Genomic DNA, 19,073 nt, shown 5'->3' on the forward strand with positions numbered 1-19,073 from the left:
CCTATTTTACCCAACCAGATGATACCTGTAAATCGCGCGGCAATGACCCTTCCTGTTCCTTTTATGCGTTGCAAACTTTCCGGCACCAGGCGTATTCACCTGTTGTTGCTGGGCCTCGTATTGATGTCATCGGTACCGGCATTTTCCCAGCAGGTACGTATTGCCGGTAAAGACCTTCGTCTCGAACAGGTATTTGCGGAGATCAGCAAACAGACCGGGCTTGAATTCTTCTATCCAAGCGTCTTGCTCAAGCAGGCACACCCGGTATCGCTACCCGATCAACCAATGCAGGTAGAAGGCATCCTGACCTTGTGCCTGCAAGGGCAGGGACTGGGTTTCAGCATCAGCAATGGCACGATCATTATTTATAGAACACAAAACAATGTACCGGCCGAAAAGCAGCCGGTAGAAGAGGATCCATTCGTGGAGATCAGGGGGCGGATAGTAGACAGTCATGGAGCACCGGTGGAGATGGCTTCGGTGGTATTGGGACGCACCCGGACGGGAACATTGACAGATCCCTCCGGATCCTTTATCCTGAAAATGAAAGCGCCCCAACTGACCGATGTATTGACCATCAGTTTTGTAGGACTGAAAGAACTGCAGGTGGCACTGGCCGGTAAAACGAATGTCGGTCAGTTGACATTGCAACCAGCCGACCATGCACTCGACGAATCCGTCGTGATGGCCTATGGTGCTACTTCCGAGCGGTTTCGTACCGGTGATATTACCACCATCCGGGCGGCGGAAATAGAGAAAACGCCCTCGCTGAATGTCGTGGAGGCGCTGGCGGCCAGGGTGCCTGGTTTGTATGTCCGGCAAAACGGCAGTAACCCGGGAAGCAGCTATAAGATGAATTTGCGGGGCGTCAATGTACTTCCCACTTTTGGCGCCATTCTGTCTGCAGGTACCGATGTGGTACATACGCTTAGCAAACCATTGGTCGTTGTCGATGGTCTGCCCACCGCGCCCGACCTGGTAACCGATATTGACAAAAACCTGCTGACCAATCCACTCTCCGGACTCATAGGAGCAGGAGGCGACCGCGACCCCTTGTATTGGCTCAATCCTTCCGACGTAGAAAGCATCACCGTACTGAAAGATGCGGAAGCCACAGCCCTCTATGGGTCCCGTGCCTCCAATGGGGTGATCATGATCACCACTAAAAAAGGGAAGCCCGGTAAAACATCCTTCCAGGTGACCGTTAATACAGGCATCAATGCGCCCGCGCGCCGGCTCAACCTATTGAGTACCCCACAATACCTGGCCATGCGCCGGGAGGGCTGGAACAATTCAATAGCCGCAGGGCTGCCCGTGAACGGAAGCAATAAGCCGGATGCACTCAATGCCTATGATATGCTGGTATGGGATACCACACGCACTACGGATTGGCAACACGAATTGCTAAGCAGCGCCCCGGTTTACAATGCAGGCATGTCGTTGTCGGGCGGTCGCAAGACTACTGTGTACCGGCTGTCTGCCAACTACAACCATTTTACATCCTCCTATCCGCATGCCCGTGCTACACCGGCCTTCCGGGACAGCAGGGCTACTTTTTCAGGCAGTGTGTCGACCCGCTCTGCCAACAACCGGCTGAAGCTGACGACATCAGCAACCTTTTCAACCATTGCCTCCCGGCAACCTTCCCGCAGTCCCGATCCCTATATATTCCTGGCACCTGATGCGCCGTCTATATTCGACTCAGCAGGCGATGTCAACTACAAGGGCTGGTGGCAAGCGCGCGCGGGAGAGGTCGTAGGTGACAACAATCCGTTTAACATGCTGGCGGAGCATTTTCAGGACCAGCGAACCACCTTGTTTGTACGTACGAAAGTATCTTACGAACTGATCCGGTCATTGGTCTTTGCGGTAAATGCTGGTTACGCCGATAGCAAGGGTACACAAACCATCACGAAGCCTTCGTCGGCCAATGACCCGCGTTATGCATTGATACGGCAGGCGAGTTTTGGACACAACAAGCATACCGGTCTCAGCATAGAGCCAGAGTTGCGCTATAAAGTGCGGTGGGGGCGGCACCACCTGGAGTTACTGGCAGGCGGCGGATTTCAATCGGATGACCAGGAAGGCACCATTGAAGATGCCAGCGGGTATACGGCAGATGACCAGATGAACTCAACAGCTGGTGCTGCCCTTGTTATAAAAACAGGCGAGGCCGTAGAACGTAAATCCATTGCAGCGTTGGGGCGGTTGTCTTATCGCTATGCCGATGAAATACTGGTGGACCTTTCGGGGCGGCGCGATGGTTCGAGTAGCTTTGGCCCCGGCCGCCGGTTTGGTAATTTCGGCTCCGTGGGATTGGGGTGGATATTCACGAAAGCGTCCTGGATCAGGCAGCTACCGGCCATCAGCTTTGGAAAGATCCGGGGCAGTTACGGGATTACCGGTACACAAAGTGCCATTCCCAATGCATACCTGTCTACCTACAGGCCGGCCAACGATTTTTATTGGGGAACCCTTCCGCCTTATGCTTATTATACCACCTATGGCAATTACCAGGGCATCAATACCTATTCGGTGACCCGTGTCACCAATCCCTACCTGGGTTGGGTACAGTCTGTTGGCCTTGACCTGGGCATCGATCTGTACCTGTTCAAAGACCAGCGATTGAAAGTATCCCTGCAATGGTATCAAAAAACAACCGGCAATCAAATCATTTCCAAACCGGTCAGTACGGTGACCGGCGCTGAGACCTATTACGCGAATGCGCCTGTTAAGGTAAGGAACCAGGGCATAGAAGCCATCATTGATTATGCGTCAAAGCCCAATCGGGCAGGCTGGCAGTGGTATGTGCAGGTGAATGGAGCCGCCAACCGCAATCAACTGCTGTCTTATCCTGGGCTTGAAAATTCACCGCTCCAAAGCTTCTACGACATTGGGCAACCGTTGGTTTATCAATCCCTGTATCCCGCCTTTCTGCAAAAAGAGACAGGTGTTTATTCGGTGGTCGATCCCAACGACCGCAATGCGCGGGCGGTGCCGGTAAAAGTGAGCGATTATCCGGCATTTACCGGCGGTGTGCAAACAGGCATTTCCTGGAAGAATATTTCCTTGTCGGCATCGTTGGCTGTTGCCAAACAAAAGGGATTCACCAATATGCAGGGCACCGCCTATCCGGGCCTGCTGCCGGCAGGATCGTTGAGTAACCAACCCGTGGCCGTGATCAATGACCCGCGCTGGCATAGCGTGGCGGACTCAACGATAGGAGGCGCCTTTCATGCGGCAGGTGTGAGCTACTTTCAGTCATTGGATATCTACTGGAACGATGCCTCGTATGTCGCCATAAAAAATGCAACGCTGACGGTGGGCATGCCATCGGCCTGGCTACGCAAAACAGGTATTCAGGCATTTAGTATATATGCACGGGCAGAAAACCTGGCCTTTATTCCACTATCCGGGTACCGGGGTATTAACCCTGAGCAGCCTGGCCTTACCACACAACTTCCGCTCCGGATGTTATTGGTGAGTGGCTTAACCATCAACTTATAACCCCTTGTTATGCGTACGAGCAAACTGGTGTATGTGACAACAATATGGCTGCTGCTGACGTCAGGCCTGACGGCGTGTAATAAACTACTGGATGTGTCCCCGTCCGACGAAACAACCATCGATGACATGTTTGGTGACAGCGCATTGGCGGAGGCTGCCGTAGCAGGGATCTACAACAATATGAACAGGCAGGGACACTTTGAATGGAGTGGTCTTTCCTATAATACTGCCCGTTCGGCAGACGAAGCAATATGGAAATCATTTTTTCCGGATTACTTTGCAGCGAATACCCTGACGTATACGGATAACGATGTCAGAACCATGTGGAGCCAGGGATATAGTAGCCTGTTTACCATCAATACCTGTATCGCAGGACTGCAGGCAGCCACCAAACTTTCTCAACCTCAGCAAAGCAGGTTGTTGGGCGAGGCGATGTTTTGCCGGGCATTCACCTATTTTAACCTCGTCAATACCTGGGGAGATGCTATCCCCCTCATCACAACCCCCGATGCACAAGCAAACCAGGTGGCCAAAAGCGTTCCCCGCCAACAGGTATACGACCAAATGATCGCCGACCTGGTACAGGCTCAGTCATTACTGACAGTGGTCTACGCGGGCACGGACAGGGTTCGCCCCAACCTCATGGCCGTCCACGCATTGCTGGCACGGGTATACCTGTACCAGGGCCGGTTCGGGGAAGCAGTCACGCTAAGCAGTACAGTCATCAACAGCAATTTGTATACGCCCTTGCCCAAGCCAGCCGCTTTATTCCTGCGGACTGGCAAAGAAACCATCTGGCAACTGATGCCAGGAAAAGACAAGCTGATGGAGCCTGTGGGCGACGCCCTGATATACCTGGGTACACCTACGATGTTAACGCGTGAACTGGCCGCCGCCTTTGAGCCGGGTGATTTGCGGCGTAAGGCCTGGGTGACAGACCAGCCCCTGCTGGGGCAATCATTTACCACAGCGTGTAAATACAAAAATCTTGCTGACAACAACGATCCGGTATCGAACGAATATTACATCGTATTGAGGCTGGCCGAACAGTACCTCATACGTGCCGAAGCCAATAGCCGACTGGGCAACACGGCCTTAGCCATTGCAGACCTCAATATCATCCGCGAACGTGCGGGCCTGCTGGCATTATCCGCTTCCCTGGATCAGCAACAATGTATGCTGGCGGTGGAGCAGGAACGACGGGTAGAGTTATGTACCGAGTGGGGGCATCGTTGGTTCGATCTCAGGCGGTGGCCCGGCCTTGTAAATCCTTCCCGCACCAGGGCAGACGAAATACTCGGTGTACTGAAGCCTGATTGGCAACCCGCCAGTCTATGGTATCCCGTGCCACAACGCGAGTTGCAGCTCAATCCATTCCTGGTTCAAAATCCCGGCTACCCGGCCCGGTAATGAGTCATTTTTTATTTCTTCAAAGAAAGTGACAACCGGAGGGGGTCGATCCTTCCCGGGCGACGTTTATTATATATATGGGTTCAAAAACTTTATCCAGCTGGAGGAGCAGATCATGCTGGTAGCGGGTTCGGTGTATGGCTATGCCCACAACGAGGCCTTTACATTGTTAACCGAAACCGGTGCGAAATATGTCCAATGATCCAGGAGCCAGCAGGCCTGCGCGCCCAATACTGCGCAACATAAGCTTGTTGATGAAAGGGGTACTTTTTTTATTGACAGTTGCCTTGGTGCAGGTATGTTCGTCGATCATTTCCCAGCGTGTCAGTATCGCTGGTGAGAACATGCCGTTGGAAACAGTATTGGCGGAGATCCGGAAACAAACGGGCATCGAATTCTTCTACCCAAGTGCATTACTCGAAACCGCCCGGCCGGTTACACTGGAGGTACATCAAATGCCGGTCGAAGAAGTACTGAAGATCTGTTTGCAGGGACAGGGACTTGATTTCAGCGTAAGCAGCGGAACCGTTATCATTTTTAAAGAAGAATAGGGATACTGCTGTCTGCTTTACGATCCACCAATGAAATGCATAGGTCCAATACTGCTACAACCCGTTACTGGTTGTAATAAACCTTGATTTACTGTTCAACGATGCTGACAGGCGGCGGAAGCCGCCTGCATGGAAGCTTTTTGTTTTTGAAAAAACTGATACTTATATGCTGAATCTGGAATGGTTTAGAACCTTCAAAGCGATCTATGAGACCGGCAACCTGTCGGCTGCAGCGCAGGTGCTGTTTATCTCCCAGCCTGGCGTGAGCTTACATTTAAGCTCACTCGAGACCTATACAGGATACCGCCTGTTTGACCGCGAAACCAGAAAGATGGTGCCTACCGAGCGGGGTACCATACTGTACAACTGGATCATCGAACCGGTCAACAGGCTGATGGAGGCCGAGCAGACCTTTCACCGCAATTCAATCGTGGAGAAGCCAACCATCAGGGTCGGGATGGGATTTGAAACCTTCGAGTTTACGCTGGAAGAACACCTGGCTCAATTACCTTTCAACCTGATCCTCCGTTTCGGTGAATACCCGCAGATGGTGCACGACCTGGACAGTGGCAAGCTGGACCTTATATTGACGCCGCAAAAAGGTTGGCAACCCAATCTTGAATACACGGCCTTCACCACCGAACGACTGGTGTTGGTCTGCGGCAGTGAAACAGATACCGGCACTTTTGAACAGCATGTACTTGGTAACGACCGCACCGCCATCCGGCAATGGCTGAAAGAACAGGTGTGGTATACCACCACCGCAGATATGGAACACCTGAGAAGTTTTTGGCTGTCGAATTTCGATAGCCTGCCCGATGTGAAGCCCAATTATGTAGTGCCTTATTGCTGCTCCATTTTACGTTGCCTGCGCAATGGAAAAGGGTTTGCGGTAATGCCCGATTTTCTCTGCCGCAAAGAAGTGGCGCAGGGAACCGTCAAGCTGGTATGGGAAGGTGATCCGCATGTCGAGAATACCTTGCATTTCGGCAAACGAAAGAAAACCATCCATGCAAAAGAGATCCGACAATTGGAGCAATTGCTCACCAGAACCTGGGCCGGATAATCGGTTGATGTCACCTCAAACTATATTTTTATGACTGCATTTATTTTCGAAAAACAGACCTTTTTCAGTATACAACCGTTGAACGAATTATACTACGCAGAACCTGGTGCAACGCCGCCTGGTGTTATCGAGATCTACCTGGTATTGAAGGGGAAGATAATGGTGCATGGCGGCGGATCAGACGTGTCGCTGGATGCCAACCATTTGTACAGCCGGTTACGGCACAAGCAGGGCGAGGTCAGTCTGCATCCCGATGTCAAAGGGTATGTTATCCGCTTTAGTAAGAGTATGCTGTATAGCGGCGAACAGGAAAGCTACTGTTCCCATTTCTCGGCATTTCAGGCATTGGTTTTCCGGGGAGAAGCCATACAGCCAGGTGCTTCTTTCTTACGGGAAGGGGAGAAGTTGTGCGATATGATGTATGCAGAATATTGTTACCATCCGGGATTCAGTTTACATATACTGGGCGGGTTCCTCAATATATTTGTGTTGCACCTGATGCGGGCAACCGATTGCTTTGTGCCGGTGTCGGGCAATGTCAGCCAGCATATGCTGGTCAGGAAATTCAATGCATTGCTGGAAGAGAAGTTCATGACTAAAAGAAAGGTGTCGGAATATGCAGCCTTGCTATCGGTAACGGCCAACTACCTCAACGGTACGATCAAGCAGGCCACCGGTCAGTCGGTGGGATTGCATATACGCCAACGCATCGTCTTGGAGGCAGTTCGCCAGGCCAAACTCAAGGGGGCTAGTTTGAAAGAAGTAGCGTATAGCCTAGGATTTCACGACAATGCCCATTTTAGCCGGTACTTCAAAAAAACAGCCGGCAGGAATTTCTCCGACATCAAGCGACATCATTTCAACAATACACTTGTATCATTCAGTGGGGGCATAGGGTAGTGGCGTTTTCCCCCGCTGATGGGGCCTGTAGACAGGCTTCCACGAATACATAGTACACGCTATCCCAATTAGTTTTACGCGATGACAGCCCTTGTGTGCAAACAATTCAACAGAAATAAGGATGGCAGTCGATTTGCGTGGTGATGGGTAAACGTTAACTATGACAATCCAGCCAGGTGAGTTCCCCGTGGTGGTACAGGCGTACCAGCCATCAGGTAGCGACGATCTCTTTGTGGCCGAGCAGGTTGTTTATAACCAGGCCGAAGCAGATGTATTTACTGCCCGACATTCGGGTTTACTGATAAAAGCGCGCAAGCCCAATACCAGCGAGCTGCAGACCGTACCCACGTATACAGCAGCGCCTCCACGCCGAAGAGGGGTAGGCGCCGGTTTCATCGTATTATTACTGCTGATTGCCCTCGTGGTGGCGGGTTTTGCAACAGGATGGATACAGCAAACATTCAACATCGATCTGTAAAAGGTGCATTTTTAAGGAAAGCTAAACGGCAACGCCGCAGCGCAACACGCTGCGGCGTTTGTATTGAGTCGACTATGTACATCCAATGTTACGGGTAGGGTTTCCTGAGGTTTTTAGGCCCTAGCGGTATTCGCTGAAGGTATATGGTTTCCGGGCAAGGCTGCTCAACAGGCTCCAGCATTGTGGCTGGTTGAATCGATGCTTGTGATGGATTTCTAATACGTTTCTAATAGCGCCGGAAAAGTAGGGACGCCACGGGCCCGGGCGGGCGGTCGATGTGGTAGTGGAAAGCCAGACCGGGCTGTTGCGGGGCGGATTTGGCCAGGGCGTACTATCTTGCAGCCATGATGGTACAGAAGATCAGGCAGTTTATGGGTAAGGCAGGGTTAGACTGGTTTATTTTGTCGTTGATCGGCATGATTGTACTGGCTTCACAATGGCCGGGACCCGGTGTGGCCGACGGCCCTTTCTCCATTTCGTCGATCGCCAATATCGGCATCTCCTTTATCTTCTTCTTTTATGGATTGAAGTTGAACCGCAGCAAACTGGTGGCTGGCCTCAGCAACTGGAAGCTGCATATCCTGGTACAGGCAGGAACGTTCATCCTGTTTCCTTTGTTGATCCTGGCACTCCGTCCCTGGCTCGATCAGGGTGATCTGCATATATTGTGGCTGGGTACTTTTTTTCTGGCAGCCCTGCCTTCTACAGTCTCATCCTCGGTAGTGATGGTGTCGATTGCGGAAGGCAATATTCCGGCGGCCATCTTCAATGCCAGTATATCGAGCCTGATGGGCATCTTCATTACCCCGGTGTGGATGAGCATTGCTACGGAAGGGCAACAGAACAGTGTGGATATGAGCGATATCATCGTCAAGCTGTTGTTGCAGATCTTGTTGCCGGTCGTATTGGGACTGCTGCTCAACCCTACCAAGCTGGGCCAGGTCGCGGGCAAATACAACAAGCAACTCAAGTATTTCGATCAGCTCACGATCCTGGCCATTGTCTATACGGCCTTCAGCGAGTCGTTCGAGAAGGATATGTTCAGCAACCTGGGGATGTTGGAATTGTTGCTGCTGGGCGTTTGTATGCTGGCCTTGTTCCTGGTCGTCTATTACCTGATCGGGTACATGGCCCATTTGCTGGGCTTCAACCGGGAGGACCGGATTACGGCCACCTTCTGCGGCTCCAAAAAATCGATCATTCATGGTACCGTCATGGCCAAGGTCATCTTCATGAATAGCCCCCTGACGGGTATATTACTGTTGCCAATCATGCTGTACCACGCATTACAATTAATTGCCGTGAGTATTATTGCACAGGGTATGGCCCGGCGCAAGCAGGCTGAAAAGGTCATTTAACATTTTTATAGCTACTTCCAACGGCATGGCCTGTACTAAACGCCGGTATAGGCCGTTATGGTTCCATGGCGTTAACCAATCGTCTGCTTTGTCCTGCCGTAATTATTCTTCATGTGTTGCTGGCTGGATGCCGGGAGGGAGGGGTGTCACCTCAACTAGGGCTGGCCGATCACCGGCTCAGCGAAACGATTGACTACTTCAGTGAACAAAATAAGTATGTCCTTGCCTCACTTCAGGCGACTGCCAATGATCCACATTCAGTAGCAGCTTTTACCGCATTGGCCCCTCGGGTAAATCAGGTCGACGCCTTGTCGAAAACCCCGTTGCAGCAAATCGACTTGCTGGAGGACCTGGCCCGGCGCGATCGATTATATGGAAGCGAAGGAGCGTCTTTATACGACAGTATTCTGGCTTATGCCGACCGGGTGGTTTCGATCTTACAGGTTCCCGATACAGGACAACTGGGAATATTCCACGGACCTTTGCGAGTTGTCGGCAACACATTCCGGACAAAACTGCTAACGACTATGGGATTGCTGGAAGACAGCAGTGCCCTCGAATTGATCAGCAAAGCTCAATGGGCCGGCAGGTACGTCGATGGTGTGTCGACCCCGATAGCAGCCCTCCAACTAAAAACATTGAAAAATGACTTACTGCAGGCAGAATATGCGCTGTTGAATGACTGGTGGGCCGTAGTGTCGCCACCTGAAAAGCCTGAGGTTCACTACGCCCCACTAATTATAATGGACCGCAGTCGTGTGCAACCAGGGGAGCGCATCCGGGTAACAGTTGGTGTTAATGGCTATCGGACATTGAAAAATATGATACTGAAAGTGGGAGATACCCTGTTGGAGAAAGATAGTGAGGGGGTTTACTCACACGCCTTCCTGGCAGCGTCACCCGGCAAACGGGAGGTAACTGTAGATGTAAAATATGTCAATCCTGGTGGGGATACCAATAAACTTTATAAAAAGCTGACCTACTATGTGGAGCGCTAAATTTTTGCCTGTGGGTATGAAGATGCTTGTCGTCGCCTTACTGGCTTCGCAGGTCGGCTGCGGCAATGACGAGGTAGAGGACGCAATCGTACATACCGCACGATCATTGGAAGAAAGCAGACAGGTGATACAAAACATCAATAACCAGGTGCAGGTATATCAGCGTAAACAATACAATGAGGCACGTTTTAATAGCCGGGAGTTGTATTGGGGACCTAAAATCAGGCGGTATCAGCTAGTAACGGATAGTCTCGTCACTACCGTGCAGTGGATGCGTGAGCAGGTCGGGGGAATGAAGCCGGCGCCTTTTGTAACACAGTATACAGAGGACCTGGCGCGCCAATTCAGTCACTACAGGGAGGTGACCATCGGCTTGTTGCTGGATACCGCCCAGGCACCTTATTGGAGGTATCGGGAGGCTTATGTAAGGCAAGTGGCTGACATCGATACGTTGATGAGGACCTGGTGGAGTGAGCCTGCTGAGGCCGGTCAATGGAAACGTACGCTAAACCGGATAGATGTGTTAGCGGGGAGTAAAAATATTGCGGCCATACAGCGACTGCTCGATCTGTTGTTGTTGGATATTCAAATGATAGAAAGCAGGATCTATGAAGCCTTTGGAGAGGTGTCTGCCTCGCACGGGTTGTGTGGGTTCGGCAGGGATATTCCGATGGTGTTATTCCTATGTCAACACGTGGGGGTGGGAGACTCCGCCAGGGTGATGGCAGGGGTTGGTGAAACGGTGACAGCGAGATCGGTCAGGGTACAGATCGATACAACGGTGGCGGCCAGCAACCACGAAGGCGAGGTTATCCTGTCAATAAGAGCCAAGAGCAAGCCGGGACGTTATACCGTACCGGTTTCGATCACCTGGCTGCGCCCCGATAGCACCTTACTTACCTGGACAAAAAACATACAATATGCCGTTGCTCGTTAAAAGATGGTGGCTAAGGCTAGCCAAATGGATAGGCTGTGCGTTGTTGCTAATGCTGGTGGGCTGCCGTCAGCGCCATGCTTCCACCAATCCACTGATCGAAGGCCTGCGGGAGTCATCGCAATTGCTGGCTATGGCCAATGAAAATGCTTGCCTGAATATGAAGGTCGAGGCCAACAGGTACTATGTTAGTGCCAAATTTGACATATGGCTGCCTAAGGCGCTCGCCGTGCAGAAGGAGGCTGACCGGTTATCAGTATGGTTGCGTAAGTTGGAACGCCAGGCGCAAAACGTAGAAGATACGAAAGCGCAATGGTTGGAAAAGGTTAGTGATAGCATTTACCAACAATTGGTACAGTTTCGTGATACAGTGTTGAATACTTTTGATACCAGTAGCCTTTCAGGCTATTCAGGGTTTTGCCGGCAAGTAAAGAAAGACGGGGCAAGTCGTAGCCGCCAATTTGCGCAACGGTTCAAATTGCTGCCTGGAGATACTGTGCCAATATCTATGTCGCATTACTTATTGTCTTTTGAGGAGGTTACTAAACCCGCAGAGGTATTTGTAATATTGGAGGCAGCAGTAAATCGCACAGCTTATGATATCACAGAATATTGCATCGCACAAACTGCGATTGGGTGTAATAATTTTTCTCAGGTTAGTGTTCTCGCTCATGCAAGCAGCAGCGCGGTAAAAGCGGGCCAGTCCCTCGAAATAACAGCAGGCATCGGGGAGTTTGGCTTGTCACGTAAACCGGTCATCGCAATAAACGGCGTGGCGCGCAATGCTGATCAAGAGGGCGTAGCGCAGTATTCATTTGTCGCCACTGGCAAACCTGGAAAGTATATCCTGCCAGTCGTTATCAGTTTCGAAAGGCCGGATGGTGTCAGGGATAGTCTGACAAAAATGATCGAATATGCGATCGTGCCATAATGGGCAACTTCACACACAAACCCGAACCGTCGAATACATCATCGATCTATAAATAGACTGGTGATCAATAGTTATGGGCACCCACCAACAAAACGCCCGGAGGCAGGCGCGCTTTTTGCGGCAAAGTGCACAAATTATTGCCATGACAACTCAACAGATTGCAGACAAGCTCGTCGCTTATTGCCGCAAAGGCGATTGGGAAAATGCCCAAAAGGAATTGTACGCCGACAATGCCGTCAGCGTAGAGCCAGAAGCCAGTCCCGCCTTCGAAAAAGAAACCAATGGGTTACCCGCCATCCTGGCAAAAGGAAAGAAATTTGACGACATGGTAGACACCATGCACAGTATCAAGGTGTCTGATCCCATTGTTGCCGGCAACTCCTTTGCCTGTGTACTCGATATGGATGCTACCATGAAAGGCCGTGGTCGCATGCCCATGAAAGAACTGTGCGTGTACACCGTGCAGGACGGCAAGGTGATCCGGGAAGAGTTTATCATGTAGAAAAAGCAACGAGGCAACCAGGCATCGAGGCTATAAGAAGACGATGGCCGACTGGAATGCCCGCAGCATTTTTAAATCAGAAACAAAAACGGGAAGCACGATTCATCATGCTTCCCGTTTTTACTATACAGCTAGGGCCGTAAAAAACATATAGAGCACATATAGAGCAGATACAGAAGACATATAGAGCACATATAGAGCCGTCCGCTGATGGATGGTTATAGGATTGTCCGGTGTCTGCCAATGGGTCGTTACTATACCCGCCGTACCCGACCCGTACCGTATTCGTAGAGGGAGGGTATCATTATTGTAGTCTTCCCTTACCCGGCTGCTCCGTCGATTGGATCCCCGGCTTCATACCGGGAAAAGCATCCAGTATCTTTTGCAATCGTTCCAGCTCATCGGGCTGCGTCAACGCCAGGTTGTGGTGCTCGCCCGGGTCATTCTCCATATCAAACAACTCCGTCACACTGTTGTTGCCCGCACCCGTCACCCGCAATTTCCATTTGCCCACCCGTACCGCCTGTGCCTGGTTGTGCACATAATAGATCGGCCGGTGTTCGATCGCCGCTTTCTTGCCCGTCAACAAGTCCACCACCGACTGACCATCATACTCACGGTCCGTCCGCAGCGGCAACTTCATCCATTCGGCAATACTGGGGAATACATCCAGTGACGATACAGGTGACGTAATCGTACGTCCACCCGTTACCTGACCCTGCCAGTAAAAGATAAACGGTACGCGGTGACCACCTTCATAGGTGTTTGCTTTCTGCCCCTTGAAGATGCCCGTGGTGCCCACATCCCAGGGTTTGGTATAACCATCGCCCAGCATGCGATCGGGAAAACCGATCCACGGACCATTGTCACTCGTGAAGATAAAGATGGTATTGTTGGCCATTCCCTTCGCCTCCACGGCAGCCCACACGCGGCGCAGACTCTCATCCAGCTGCTCTACCACATCGCCATACAAGCCACCGGCCGATCGGCCCCTCCATTTCGCGGGCACCGCCAACGGCAAATGCGGCATGTTCTCCGCCAGGTACAAAAAGAAGGGTTGTTGTTTCGACTGACTATTGATGTATTTGATCGCTTCCTGCGCGTAAGTCTCCGTGAGTGTCGAGTCTTCCGGACGAATAACCGCAGGCACCCGGTTGCGCCAGATCCGCGCCACCGTATCCGTCTTCACATAGGGCGGACGATAATCATGGCTATAGAGGGTGCCAAAAAACTGGTCGAAGCCCTGCGCATTGGGATGGTATTCCGGTTTATCGCCCAGGTGCCATTTGCCCACGAGGGCCGTATGATAGCCGCGCTGCTTCAGCAACTCTGCCAGCGTAAATTCTTCATTGGGTAAGCCATTGGGAGCACCCGGACCAATCGGCACCGGCAAATTAAACCGCGTCGCATAGCGACCCGTCAGTAAAGAAGCGCGGGAAGGGCTACAGGTAGGAGAAGCGACCAGGAAATTAGTGGCCTTGATACCACGGTTGGCCATCCTGTCCAGGAAAGGCGTTTTGATGAGTGGACTGCCAAAACAGCTGAGGTCGCTGTACCCCATATCATCGGCAAACACCAGGATGATGTTGGGACGGGTCTGCGACCGGACAGCGCCAGCCATCAGCAGACCGGCGACCAGTAAGGTAGAAAACTTCATGCCGCAAGGTAACCCATAATTACGGGCCATCGCAGCACAACCTTTTATCATATCTCTTCCTTCGACAACACCTTGTTGGCCACCTTGCCGATCGACAACCCCTGCACAATGATGGAGAACACCACCACGAAATAAGTAATCGCAATGATCGCCTGCTTGTAGGGACCATTGTCAATCGACAACGCCAGCGCAATCGACACCCCACCACGCAAGCCACCCCATACCAGGATCTTAATGGTGCCGCTGCTGAACTTGTTGCGGAAAGGGATCAGCTTCACCGGCAGCCAGATCGAAATAAAGCGGGCCAGCAATACCACCACGATGGCGATACTGCCCATTACCCAGTATTTATTAAGGTCGGGAATCAGCAACAATTCAAACCCGATGAAGAGGAACAGGATCGCATTCATGATCTCATCGATCAGCTCCCAAAACTTGTTGACATAATCTTTCGTAGTGGGCGACATGGCCGTACGCTTGCCGTAGTTGCCGATCACAATGCCGGCAGCTACCATCGTCAGCGGACCCGAGATATGCATGGCATGGGCAATCAGGTAACCACCCATCACCACCGACAGCGTGATCAACACGGTCACATTGTAGTCGTCGATCTTGCGGATGGCATTGGAAGAACCCAGCCCCAGCAAAGCGCCCAGGACAAAACCACCCGCCGCTTCCTTTACCAGCAACCAGCTCACGCTGCCGAATGAAGTATCGACTTCCGAACCCTGTGCCAGTTGCAGGATCACGGCAAACACGACGACCGCTACGCCATCATTGAAAAGCGATTCGCCCGCCACCTTTACTTCCAGCGATTTGCGCACATTGGCTTTCTTGAGAATGCCCAGCACCGCAATAGGGTCGGTCGGGGAGATGAGAGAGCCAAACAGTAAACAGTAAATGAAGGGCAGGTCGATATGGGAAAACTTAAAAATATAATACAGGATAAACCCGATCGCGAAGGTCGATATCAAGACGCTTACCGTAGAGAACACGATGATCGGGGCTTTCTGCTCCTTCAGTGCTTTCAGGTTGATGTGGATCGCCCCGGCAAACAAGAGGAAGTTGAGCATAGCACCCATCAACACTTCGGTAAAGTCCACATCCATCAGCAACGTAGAGAAGTGCGTGAAGAACTTGGGAAACAAGCTACCACCAATAACCAGCAGGATCGAGCTGATCATCGCGATGATCATGACCCCGATAGACGAGGGCAACTTCAATACCCGCAGGTTGATATAAGCAAAAAACGAAGCCAGTACGATCAGGACAGAAAAGGAGTAGTATAATTCCATGGCACAAGTCGATTCTTTGTTCCTTTAAAAGGCGCAAAGATACGAAGCACGCAGGGGGCACTAACTTAGAATGATATTAGAATTGAATAAGATCAGCTGTTGGCCAGCGATGTATCCGGTTGATTATCTGTTGTTTTTGGAGGCGCGCTGGGCAGTAGCGGTTGCAGCAGCTGGCCCACATAATCAGCGGGCAGCTTTTCTTTGATACCAAATTGTTCGGGCTCGTGCGGCGGACAGTAATGCGTACCAAACAACAGGTCCATCAGCGGCGACAGGTTGGCGTAGTTGCCCCGGTCCCTTTCCACGTCGTGGTGCCAGTGGTGCATTTCGGGTGATCCGATCAGGTATTTCAAAGGCCCCAGCGGCAACCGAACATTGGAGTGAATATAGATGGCCCAAATGCCCCGGAAGGCTACAATAGCGGCGAGCGACGACAGGTTAAAGCCGAGCAACATCGCCGGCAGGTTGATCAGTCCCACCGTATAGATCGAATCTAGTGGATGTTCGCGGTGCGCCGCCAGCCAATCCATATGCTCAGCGCTGTGGTGCACCTTGTGAAAACGCCAGAGAAACTCCACCCGGTGTTGCAGGCGATGCCCCCAATAGATAGCCAGGTCGCTCAGCAGTAATATTTCGATCGACTGTAACCAGATGGGTTGGCGAGCAACTGTTGCGCGCAGCGTGCCTGGCAAAATGCCCTGCAACCATTGCTCCACGTAATTGAGCGCCCAGAGCACCAATCCATTCCACAGTAAATACTGCCCGAGAAAATAACACAGGTCCAGCAGCCATTGCGGCCGGAAGATCTTTTGGCCCGGCTTGGCCGGGAAAGCTTTTTCCATCGGTATAAATACCACCGCCAGAAAAAACAGGCTAACGCCCGTGCCGAGTAAGAGTTGTAGCCAATACATAACTAGTGACGTTGACGATAATAGGCCTTGTTTTCCCGCTCTACGCTATCCTGTATAATAAGCAGCCGCTCCCGACTACGCCATACCCGCCGCAGCCGGGCAGTGTCTGCACGAAGTTTGTCCCTGAGCACGGGATTGGGCGTTCTCATCAGTATGATGCTTTTGGAGGTGGATAACCGATTGGGCGGAGAAAGTGAATCCTGTAAGAAGTCTAGCGCCAGTGAATCTTTGTATGCTTGTGGCAGCGTGTCAGTCGTTAGCACCGGCGCCGTGTTATCGGCAAACGACAACATCCGGTCGAGGTGGCCGGTGCGGTACGATAAGAACAAGCCGATGAAAAGAACAAAGCAAATAAGGGTGAGCAATTTGGATAGCTTTGGCAGCATGCGTGGCGTATTTACCGGATAGATGCGAACTCCCGGAAAATTACACAAAGGAATTTTTACCAGGCGATGTACACCGATACATTGCCAAATCCCTGTCCACCGATGCCCTTGAACATTGAGGTGGTGCTGCGTTGGGTGAAAGAGGCGCCAAAATTACCATGGGTCAATACGGCGCCCAGGTCGAGGTGACCCAGGATCTTGCGGCGCTCGAGGGTAATAGGAACATCATAGGGGCCGGCGGCTTCCGCGCCCTTGGAGGGCTTGTCGTTGAACACGCCGCCATCCAGCAGGGCATTGGTGATCATCCACTCAATACCGGGCTGCACCGTAAAATACAATTGCCAACGATTGGCGCGGCGCTTATCGATCGAAAATTGCGGGATCAGCCCGTCAAAATAGGGATTCATTTTACCAAAGCGCATCAGTCCCGATACGGCGAGGCTGTTTTGCATCGTACCCACCTGTGCCTGCCCCACACCGATGAATTCGAAGCCAGGAGCTGGTCGGCTCAATTGTTGACTGACACTGAAATTGTAATTGAGCAGCAGGTCTGTCGGTTTCTGGTAGTCCCAGCCGCGGGGTGGTTGGGCAGCAATAACCCGGTGTATCAGTTTCTGCAAGCCTTCGGCCATGGCTGGTGGCCCCATCACACCCAATAATAATTCCGATTGCAACGCCAGGCGGCGATGGGCATTGGCCGAATGCAGGCCACGAGTAATGAACAGGCCGCCTGAATAAGGGAAGTCCTCCCGGTCGGGCACACGCCGTACAATGTTGTCGGGGGTGATCATCTGGTGCATCAGGCTCCAGCTATGGGTATTCGTGCTTTGGGGGCCCGCCTGTGGGAAAAGTCCGGCGAGAAAAGGCCGTTTGCGGGGTACCCAGAAAAAGTCGAGCCGCGTGCCGTTGGTATAGCCCTGGTCGCTGCCCGGGTCAAACAGGTTCATAGCGTCATTGTCTTCGTATACCCGGATCAGGTACCGGTTCACGGGCGCCTCTTGTGCCTTGACCAGGGTGGCAGGCAGCAAGAGTTGCAAACCGATCCATAAACGCCAATAAATCCGCTTCATACTGATGTTGAATAAGTGCTTTATTTCCAGGCTGTCCGAAGGTACGTGACTGGTCGTTCCGTTACAACGGTTGATGAATGGAATTTGTTTTTCTGCCGTCGAAACTTCATAAACACGACATGAAAAAGGGGCCACCTGGTCAGGCAGCCCCCTTTACGGTGGTGTATATTTTTATTTCGATAGCGCCTCGAACTCCGCGTCGCTGAGCACGATATCACCGGCAGCCAGGTTTTCCTGCAGGTGGCCGATGGAACTGGTACCGGGTATCAGCAAGATGTTCTCTGCACGACGCAACAGCCACGCCAGGGCGATCTGGGCCGTGGTGGCATTGTGCACCCGGGCAATGTGGTTGATCTTGTCCGACAAGCTTTCCGGACCGGAAGCCAATGGATACCAGGGTATAAAGGCCATATTTCTTTTGATGGTGTAGTCCAGAATGGGCTCCCATTGGCGGTCGCCCAGGTTATACCGGTTTTGTACGGATACGATGGGAACGATCTTCTCCGCCCGCTCGATCTGTTCGATGCCTACTTCCGAGAGGCCCACATACCGGATCTTCCCGGCTTTCACGGCCTCCGCCACCGGCCCCAGGGTTTCTTCGACGGGTACGTTGGCATCGAACCGGTGCAACTGCCAGAGGTCGATGGTATCGACTTTTAGTCGTTTTAAACTGCCCTCGATATTGCTGCGGATGAACTCGGGGGTTCCTTTGGGGATCCATTGACCTGGGCCCGTTCTGTCGAAGCCGCCCTTCGTGGCGATCACCAGGCCTTTTTGATAGGGATGCAGGGCATCGGCGATCAATGACTCGTTGAGCTTCGGTCCATAAGCTTCCGCCGTATCGATGAAATTAACACCGCCGGCCACGGCAGCCTGCAATACCTTTTTGGCGTTTTCGCGGTTGTTGACCTCTCCCCAAACGCCGGTTCCGGTCAGCTGCATGGCGCCGTAACCCAATCTGTTTATGTTCAGTGTGCCACCCAGTTTCCAGGTAGTTGAAATTGTTTGTGTACTCATGATGAAATCGTTTTAGATGCTGTATACATAAAATTACAACCAGGGAGGCAGGGTGGTTCAGTCGATCGCTTGCGCAATTCAATGCATTTCTTGTAAGATTCA

At 52.0% G+C, this 19,073-nt stretch carries 17 protein-coding genes; 11 read left to right on the plus strand and 6 right to left on the minus strand.

Annotated elements, in window-relative coordinates:
• Positions 1 to 42 precede the first annotated feature (42 nt).
• From P2W70_RS11445 to P2W70_RS11495, 11 genes are all read left to right on the plus strand, one after another.
• Positions 43 to 3,507 (plus strand): SusC/RagA family TonB-linked outer membrane protein, encoded by a 3,465-nt coding sequence (locus P2W70_RS11445; protein WP_276481594.1) that lies wholly within the window; start codon positions 43 to 45, stop codon positions 3,505 to 3,507.
• Positions 3,508 to 3,516: 9 nt separating this feature from the next.
• Positions 3,517 to 4,917, plus strand: a complete 1,401-nt coding sequence (locus P2W70_RS11450; protein ID WP_276481595.1) for a RagB/SusD family nutrient uptake outer membrane protein — start codon at positions 3,517 to 3,519, stop codon at positions 4,915 to 4,917.
• Between the two features lie 191 nt (positions 4,918 to 5,108).
• Positions 5,109 to 5,468 carry an STN domain-containing protein gene (locus tag P2W70_RS11455; protein WP_276481596.1) on the plus strand — a complete coding sequence of 120 codons (360 nt, stop codon included), beginning with the start codon at positions 5,109 to 5,111 and terminating at the stop codon, positions 5,466 to 5,468.
• Positions 5,469 to 5,634: 166 nt separating this feature from the next.
• A complete protein-coding gene (locus P2W70_RS11460; RefSeq protein WP_276481597.1) occupies positions 5,635 to 6,534 on the plus strand; it encodes a LysR family transcriptional regulator in 900 nt (299 codons plus the stop codon).
• Positions 6,535 to 6,564: 30 nt separating this feature from the next.
• The gene (locus P2W70_RS11465) at positions 6,565 to 7,434 is read left to right on the plus strand and encodes a helix-turn-helix domain-containing protein (RefSeq protein WP_276481598.1); all 870 of its coding nucleotides are present in this window, start codon (positions 6,565 to 6,567) and stop codon (positions 7,432 to 7,434) included.
• Between the two features lie 160 nt (positions 7,435 to 7,594).
• Complete coding sequence (locus P2W70_RS11470; RefSeq protein WP_276481599.1) at positions 7,595 to 7,912, plus strand: hypothetical protein; 318 nt, start codon at positions 7,595 to 7,597, stop codon at positions 7,910 to 7,912.
• A 344-nt stretch (positions 7,913 to 8,256) separates the two neighbouring features.
• A complete protein-coding gene (locus P2W70_RS11475; RefSeq protein ID WP_276481600.1) occupies positions 8,257 to 9,270 on the plus strand; it encodes a bile acid:sodium symporter family protein in 1,014 nt (337 codons plus the stop codon).
• A 65-nt stretch (positions 9,271 to 9,335) separates the two neighbouring features.
• Positions 9,336 to 10,268 (plus strand): hypothetical protein, encoded by a 933-nt coding sequence (locus tag P2W70_RS11480; RefSeq protein ID WP_276481601.1) that lies wholly within the window; start codon positions 9,336 to 9,338, stop codon positions 10,266 to 10,268.
• Positions 10,269 to 10,284: 16 nt separating this feature from the next.
• Complete coding sequence (locus P2W70_RS11485; RefSeq protein WP_276481602.1) at positions 10,285 to 11,205, plus strand: hypothetical protein; 921 nt, start codon at positions 10,285 to 10,287, stop codon at positions 11,203 to 11,205.
• On the plus strand, positions 11,189 to 12,133 hold the full coding sequence (locus tag P2W70_RS11490) for a hypothetical protein (protein WP_276481603.1): 945 nt from the start codon (positions 11,189 to 11,191) through the stop codon (positions 12,131 to 12,133). Before P2W70_RS11485 ends, P2W70_RS11490 begins: the two co-directional genes overlap by 17 nt.
• A gap of 142 nt (positions 12,134 to 12,275) precedes the next feature.
• Positions 12,276 to 12,635 (plus strand): SnoaL-like domain-containing protein, encoded by a 360-nt coding sequence (locus tag P2W70_RS11495; RefSeq protein ID WP_276481604.1) that lies wholly within the window; start codon positions 12,276 to 12,278, stop codon positions 12,633 to 12,635.
• Between the two features lie 304 nt (positions 12,636 to 12,939).
• Here P2W70_RS11495 and P2W70_RS11500 read toward each other — a convergent pair whose 3' ends face one another.
• The 6 genes from P2W70_RS11500 to P2W70_RS11525 all read right to left on the minus strand — a co-directional run bounded on the left by P2W70_RS11500 (position 12,940) and on the right by P2W70_RS11525 (position 18,971).
• Entirely contained in the window at positions 12,940 to 14,292 is a 1,353-nt protein-coding gene (locus P2W70_RS11500) for a sulfatase family protein (RefSeq protein WP_276481605.1), read from the minus strand.
• A 47-nt stretch (positions 14,293 to 14,339) separates the two neighbouring features.
• The gene (locus tag P2W70_RS11505; protein ID WP_276481606.1) at positions 14,340 to 15,587 is read right to left on the minus strand and encodes a cation:proton antiporter; all 1,248 of its coding nucleotides are present in this window, start codon (positions 15,585 to 15,587) and stop codon (positions 14,340 to 14,342) included.
• Between the two features lie 92 nt (positions 15,588 to 15,679).
• Positions 15,680 to 16,498: a sterol desaturase family protein gene (locus tag P2W70_RS11510; RefSeq protein WP_276481607.1), complete on the minus strand. Its 819-nt coding sequence runs from the start codon at positions 16,496 to 16,498 to the stop codon at positions 15,680 to 15,682.
• Positions 16,499 to 16,500: 2 nt separating this feature from the next.
• On the minus strand, positions 16,501 to 16,884 hold the full coding sequence (locus P2W70_RS11515; RefSeq protein ID WP_276481608.1) for a hypothetical protein: 384 nt from the start codon (positions 16,882 to 16,884) through the stop codon (positions 16,501 to 16,503).
• A gap of 56 nt (positions 16,885 to 16,940) precedes the next feature.
• Positions 16,941 to 17,954 (minus strand): lipid A deacylase LpxR family protein, encoded by a 1,014-nt coding sequence (locus tag P2W70_RS11520; RefSeq protein ID WP_276481609.1) that lies wholly within the window; start codon positions 17,952 to 17,954, stop codon positions 16,941 to 16,943.
• A gap of 171 nt (positions 17,955 to 18,125) precedes the next feature.
• Entirely contained in the window at positions 18,126 to 18,971 is an 846-nt protein-coding gene (locus P2W70_RS11525; RefSeq protein ID WP_276481610.1) for an aldo/keto reductase, read from the minus strand.
• Positions 18,972 to 19,073 lie beyond the last annotated feature (102 nt).

Source organism: Paraflavitalea pollutisoli (genome assembly GCF_029360705.1).
Lineage (GTDB): Bacteria > Bacteroidota > Bacteroidia > Chitinophagales > Chitinophagaceae > Paraflavitalea > Paraflavitalea pollutisoli.

Bases quoted from the DNA above. Each gene is read 5' to 3' on its own strand.
- P2W70_RS11445 (WP_276481594.1), top strand. From the start codon at position 43: ATGACCCTTCCTGTTCCTTTTATGCGTTGCAAACTTTCCGGCACCAGG.
- P2W70_RS11450 (WP_276481595.1), top strand. From the start codon at position 3,517: ATGCGTACGAGCAAACTGGTGTATGTGACAACAATATGGCTGCTGCTG.
- P2W70_RS11455 (WP_276481596.1), top strand. From the start codon at position 5,109: ATGTCCAATGATCCAGGAGCCAGCAGGCCTGCGCGCCCAATACTGCGC.
- P2W70_RS11460 (WP_276481597.1), top strand. From the start codon at position 5,635: ATGCTGAATCTGGAATGGTTTAGAACCTTCAAAGCGATCTATGAGACC.
- P2W70_RS11465 (WP_276481598.1), top strand. From the start codon at position 6,565: ATGACTGCATTTATTTTCGAAAAACAGACCTTTTTCAGTATACAACCG.
- P2W70_RS11470 (WP_276481599.1), top strand. From the start codon at position 7,595: ATGACAATCCAGCCAGGTGAGTTCCCCGTGGTGGTACAGGCGTACCAG.
- P2W70_RS11475 (WP_276481600.1), top strand. From the start codon at position 8,257: ATGATGGTACAGAAGATCAGGCAGTTTATGGGTAAGGCAGGGTTAGAC.
- P2W70_RS11480 (WP_276481601.1), top strand. From the start codon at position 9,336: ATGGCGTTAACCAATCGTCTGCTTTGTCCTGCCGTAATTATTCTTCAT.
- P2W70_RS11485 (WP_276481602.1), top strand. From the start codon at position 10,285: ATGAAGATGCTTGTCGTCGCCTTACTGGCTTCGCAGGTCGGCTGCGGC.
- P2W70_RS11490 (WP_276481603.1), top strand. From the start codon at position 11,189: ATGCCGTTGCTCGTTAAAAGATGGTGGCTAAGGCTAGCCAAATGGATA.
- P2W70_RS11495 (WP_276481604.1), top strand. From the start codon at position 12,276: ATGACAACTCAACAGATTGCAGACAAGCTCGTCGCTTATTGCCGCAAA.
- P2W70_RS11500 (WP_276481605.1), bottom strand. From the start codon at position 14,292: ATGAAGTTTTCTACCTTACTGGTCGCCGGTCTGCTGATGGCTGGCGCT.
- P2W70_RS11505 (WP_276481606.1), bottom strand. From the start codon at position 15,587: ATGGAATTATACTACTCCTTTTCTGTCCTGATCGTACTGGCTTCGTTT.
- P2W70_RS11510 (WP_276481607.1), bottom strand. From the start codon at position 16,498: ATGTATTGGCTACAACTCTTACTCGGCACGGGCGTTAGCCTGTTTTTT.
- P2W70_RS11515 (WP_276481608.1), bottom strand. From the start codon at position 16,884: ATGCTGCCAAAGCTATCCAAATTGCTCACCCTTATTTGCTTTGTTCTT.
- P2W70_RS11520 (WP_276481609.1), bottom strand. From the start codon at position 17,954: ATGAAGCGGATTTATTGGCGTTTATGGATCGGTTTGCAACTCTTGCTG.
- P2W70_RS11525 (WP_276481610.1), bottom strand. From the start codon at position 18,971: ATGAGTACACAAACAATTTCAACTACCTGGAAACTGGGTGGCACACTG.